This window comes from Mesobacillus sp. (assembly GCF_049588175.1).
Classification (GTDB): Bacteria; Bacillota; Bacilli; order Bacillales; family Cytobacillaceae; genus Mesobacillus.
Map to the genome: position 1 here is coordinate 1 of NZ_JBAVFI010000518.1, position 4,916 is coordinate 4,916.

At 42.7% G+C, this 4,916-nt stretch carries 4 protein-coding genes; 1 reads left to right on the plus strand and 3 read right to left on the minus strand.

Going from position 1 to position 4,916, the window contains the following annotated elements:
* Positions 1-114: 114 nt before the first annotated feature.
* A complete protein-coding gene (locus WB217_RS12670; protein ID WP_423993577.1) occupies positions 115-1,386 on the minus strand; it encodes an aminotransferase class I/II-fold pyridoxal phosphate-dependent enzyme in 1,272 nt (423 codons plus the stop codon).
* A 45-nt stretch (positions 1,387-1,431) separates the two neighbouring features.
* The gene (gene hflX, locus WB217_RS12675; RefSeq protein ID WP_423993578.1) at positions 1,432-2,691 is read right to left on the minus strand and encodes a GTPase HflX; all 1,260 of its coding nucleotides are present in this window, start codon (positions 2,689-2,691) and stop codon (positions 1,432-1,434) included.
* 184 nt (positions 2,692-2,875) lie between these two features.
* Here hflX and WB217_RS12680 point away from each other — a divergent pair, with 184 nt between their 5' ends.
* Positions 2,876-3,481: a trimeric intracellular cation channel family protein gene (locus WB217_RS12680; RefSeq protein WP_423993579.1), complete on the plus strand. Its 606-nt coding sequence runs from the start codon at positions 2,876-2,878 to the stop codon at positions 3,479-3,481.
* Between the two features lie 58 nt (positions 3,482-3,539).
* Here WB217_RS12680 and WB217_RS12685 read toward each other — a convergent pair whose 3' ends face one another.
* Positions 3,540-4,559 carry an STAS domain-containing protein gene (locus WB217_RS12685; RefSeq protein WP_423993580.1) on the minus strand — a complete coding sequence of 340 codons (1,020 nt, stop codon included), beginning with the start codon at positions 4,557-4,559 and terminating at the stop codon, positions 3,540-3,542.
* Positions 4,560-4,916: the final 357 nt, after the last annotated feature.

Consider the following 4,916-nt stretch of genomic DNA (forward strand, 5'->3'; position numbering starts at 1 on the left):
TCTCATTATATTCAATGTTATATATGTTGTCAAACATATGTTAGATTATCTGACATGAAATTTCATAAAAAAATAACAGGACATTAAAAACAAGCTGTCCTGTTGTATATTTTCCTATTTTATTTGAATTAAACCTTTTTCAATTAAAGAATCCACCGCGAGGCAAACAGCCATTTTCACATGTGAATAGGTCAGTCCCCCCTGGACATAGGCTACATATGGGGCCCTGGTAGGACCGTCTGCTGTCAGCTCAATGCTTGCTCCCTGGATGAATGTACCAGCCGCCATGATCACATCGTCTTCATATCCAGGCATGTAAGCAGGGTATGGGGTAACATGAGAATTGACTGGTGAAGCAAATTGAATCGCCTGGCAAAAAGCAACCATCTTATCCTTGTCATCAAACTGGACTGACTGAATCAGATCTGTACGCCTTGCATCCCATTTTGGTGAAGAGTTCATGCCAAGGCGGTCAAGCAGCGCTGCTGTAAAAACTGCACCCTTTAACGCTTGAGCCACAATATGCGGCGCCATAAAGAAACCCTGATACATCTCCTGAAGTGAATAAAGTGAAGCGCCAGCCTCTGCCCCTATGCCGGGAGAGGTCATCCTGTATGAGCATGATTCGACGTATTCTGTCTTTCCTACAATATAGCCGCCTGTTTTGGCAATCCCGCCTCCAGGATTCTTGATCAACGATCCTGCCATTAAATCCGCACCAACATGGCATGGTTCAAGCTCCTCGACGAATTCACCATAGCAGTTATCAACAAAAACGACTACATCGCTTTTGATTTCTTTTACGAACTTTATCATTTCACCTATTTCTGAAACTGTGAACGACGGCCTTGTCGCATATCCTTTTGAGCGCTGGATCCCGATCATCTTAGTTTCTGGCTTAATCGCCTTCTCTACAGCATCCCAATCTACTTCCCCTTTTTCTGTCAGATTGACAGTATTGTAGGAAATGCCAAACTCCTTTAAAGAGCCATTCCCTGTACCACGGATGCCAACAATTTCTTCAAGCGTGTCATATGGTTTACCAGTAATGTATAAAAGTTCGTCTCCAGGACGAAGGATTCCAAACAGCGCGATCGAAATCGCATGTGTTCCGGAAATGATTTGTGGACGGACCAGCCCCGCTTCACCGCCAAAGACTTCGGCGTAAATCTTCTCAACCGTCTCCCTGCCTGCGTCGTCATAGCCATAGCCTGTAGTCGGGATAAAATGTGAATCGCTTACTCGGTTTCTTTGGAAGCTTTGCAGTACTCTGAATTGGTTCGTATCAATTCGCTCATCTATTTTTTTATGCACTCCGGCAATCTGCTGCTCGATCTCGCTTACGAGCGGTTGCAGCCTTTGCCCATTTTTCAGCTGTGTAAACATGTTGTTCTCCTATCTATTGTAAATGCTAAAATTAAATTTCAGTTGTTAAAAAGAAAACCTTTTCAACTGCCCAGTAATTTGATGGTCAGTCAAAGAGAATCCTTTGCAAACATACCCCTGCTTATCTTCATCAAAAGAAAGTTCACGCAGGATCGTTTCATTTTTCAGCTGCGCCAGCAGCTTGCCTTCATCTGAAGGAACAATGACATGGAATGGTTCCATCATGCCCATGATGGTTTGCTCAATTTTTAACAGCAGATTTTTCCTGTCTTCTTCACTGAATGCACTGATAAAGGCTGTTTCGTTTTTTGCGTTCGGTACGAAATCCTGATGAACGATATCCCGTTTATTATATACGGTGAGCTGTGGAATTTGCTGAACTTCGAGATCTTCAAGCAATTTATTTACCGTCTGTTCGTGCGAAAAATAATCCTGATTCGACATATCGACTACATGCAGCAGCAGGTCAGCCTCCCGAACTTCTTCAAGCGTCGAACGGAAAGCAGCGATCAAAGTCGTCGGCAAGTCCTGGATGAAACCAACCGTATCCGTTAGCAACGCCGTGAATCCACTTGGCAAAATCGCTTTTCTTGTCATCGGATCCAGCGTCGCAAACAATTGGTTTTCTTCATAAGAATCTGCTTCCGTCAGCCGGTTAAACAGGGTAGACTTGCCGGCGTTTGTATAACCGACAAGCGCTATCTGGAACGTTTTGTTTTTCTTGCGCCGTTCTCGGTAACGGTCGCGATGCTGAACAATGACAGCAAGCTGGGATTTGATATCATCAATCCGTCTGCGGATATGACGGCGATCGGATTCCAACTTCGTCTCCCCTGGGCCTCTCGTTCCAATACCCGCACCAAGGCGTGACATCTCAATCCCTTTTCCCGCGAGACGAGGCAATAGGTATTGAAGCTGTGCAAGCTCAACCTGGAGCTTCCCTTCCTTCGAGCGGGCACGTTGGGCAAATATATCAAGAATCAGCTGTGTCCGGTCAATGACCCTTGCTTTTAACCCGGCAGAAAGATTGCGGTTTTGGCTTGGAGATAATTCATCGTTGAATATGATTAAGTCTGGCTCAAGCTCCTCTTCTAGCGCCTGAAGCTCTTCTACCTTTCCTTTACCTATGTATGTAGCCGGATGGACCTTAACCCGTTTCTGGGCAACTTGCACCATTACTGTCCCCTGCGCCGTTTCTGTCAGAGATTCGAGTTCTTCCATTGAATATTGAAAGCGGAGATCGTCTTCATCGGCAGTCTGGCAGCCTACAAGGATTACCTTCTCAAGTACATTTTCTCGTTCCAAATAACACCCTTCTTTCATTATATATAGCTAAAAACATCATACCAAAAATTATAGGTAAACAAAAATTTTGCAATATTGGGCTAAAGTGGTTGTAAATCGGGAAGAAAGTGATAAAATCAATATGTTTGCATTTTCCTATTTTAGTATTCAAAGATCACTTACACAAGAGGAGTAAAAGCATAAAATGACATGGGAAGTACTCAGCATGATTGGCACAGTTGCATTCGCGATCAGCGGTGCGATTATTGCAATGGAAGAAGAATATGATATCTTCGGTGTTTATATATTAGGGATTGTGACTGCGTTTGGCGGAGGGGCCATCAGAAACCTGCTGATTGGCGTACCTGTATCAGCACTATGGGATCAGGGTCTGTTTTTCAACCTAGCCTTACTATCCATTACAATCGTTTTTATTTTCCCAAGTAACCTGTTAAAACACTGGCAGCGATGGGGCAATTTCTTTGATGCAATCGGATTGGCTGCCTTCGCAATACAAGGTGCCATCTATGCTTCAAATATGGACCATCCGCTAAGTGCCGTCATCGTTGCAGCTGTATTGACAGGCAGTGGAGGCGGAATTATCCGAGATTTGCTCGCAGGTCGTAAACCACTAGTATTGAAAGCTGAAATTTATGCTGTTTGGGCTGTACTTGCTGGCCTCGTTATCGGCCTGGGAATGGCTGATCAAGCGGTGGAGTTGTACGGATTATTTGCAGCCATCACCGCACTCCGGGTCTTGTCATACACATTTAAATGGCACCTGCCAGTCAGGAAGCTTGGCCTGGATTAAATCAGAGATATTTCTTAAAAAAAACAAAGGCTTCCGCAGTTGCGGGAGCCTTTGTTCGTTATATTATTTTCCGCCCCATTTGGCCGATCGCATAATGAATGCCATGCTGCAGAGTCTGGAAGCAATCAAACTTAGACAGGTTGATACTTGATTGCGTAATGGCAATTCCAAGTTCGGATGAAATCCCTACAAGTATCGTTTTTGTTCCTATTAGTTTCGCTGCTGAACCGATTTTCTCGATCAGACTGACTGTATGCCGGCCGATTTCTTGATCGAGCCCGGTCAGATCAAGGACCAGATAGCCTGCTTTATAAGACGGAAGTTTATTTAATGTATTTATGATAAGCTGTTCAGCCCGATCCTCCTCATACTTTCCGATCAAAGGAACTACTACTATTCCATCGAGGACAGGAATGATTGGAGAAGAAAGCCTGTTAACCAATTCTTTTAATTCAGCTGTCTTTTCCTCTACAACGCTTTCAAGCTGCCTGATTTGATCTGATTCTTTTTTGCGTGCCAGCTCGTGAATATTGTCTGATATTTTAATATTTGAAGGGAAATATTCAATAATGCTGTGTTCGTGTCCTTCAAGCTGATGCTGCTTGATTTTGTACCAAATGGTAGTGCCAAAAAGACCGGAAAATACACCGGCATAGTGGGCGGGAAGAAAACTCCCCCCTTTTGTTTTCCCTTGAGCAACATTCACCTTATGCTCCCAGCTATCCTTCATGATCGCAGTAAATGTTTTTGATTCAAAATTCAAATCTTCTATTCGTGTAAGACCCCAGCCTGCCGAAGCATAAGTGGAGGTAATCATGTCTGCTGCTTCCGCGACAGTGATTTCCTTTATTTTTTCAAAATATTGACCAACAACAAGTCCTTGACGGAATCCAGTGGATTCAAAAACAAGATTTGAAGCCTCTTCCCCAGAAATTTCTTCAATTGTATCGAAGAAAGTCTTCATCGCAGAAGAAATCCAAAAAAGGACTGCATCCTCGCCTTCAAATATGAATCTTCCCTTATCTAGATCCCAGCCAAAATCAATACCACCGATTTTATAATTCATTTCAGACCCCATGAAAGAACTCCTTTATCTATCTATATATTTGTATGTAATTCACTAAGTAATAATATGCTTCGTTATTTTCTCCCTAATAACAAGATTTAAGTAGTGAAACCCCATTCTTTTTACCCGAAATAAACAAATCCAAAACCTAAGAACAAAAAATAAATATCTTTATTATTTTTTAGGTCGAGAAATTTATTGTATACAACACTGCATAAAAAAGGCTTTGTTAAATTTCCGCGATGGTTTTCCCTAGCCCGGCACCAACGAAAGGATAAAATTTTACTCACTAGAAATACTAAAACATACCAAACGATAGGGAGGACCAGCTTTTGTTTAATAAAGTACTTTTATGGGGCATGCTCATAC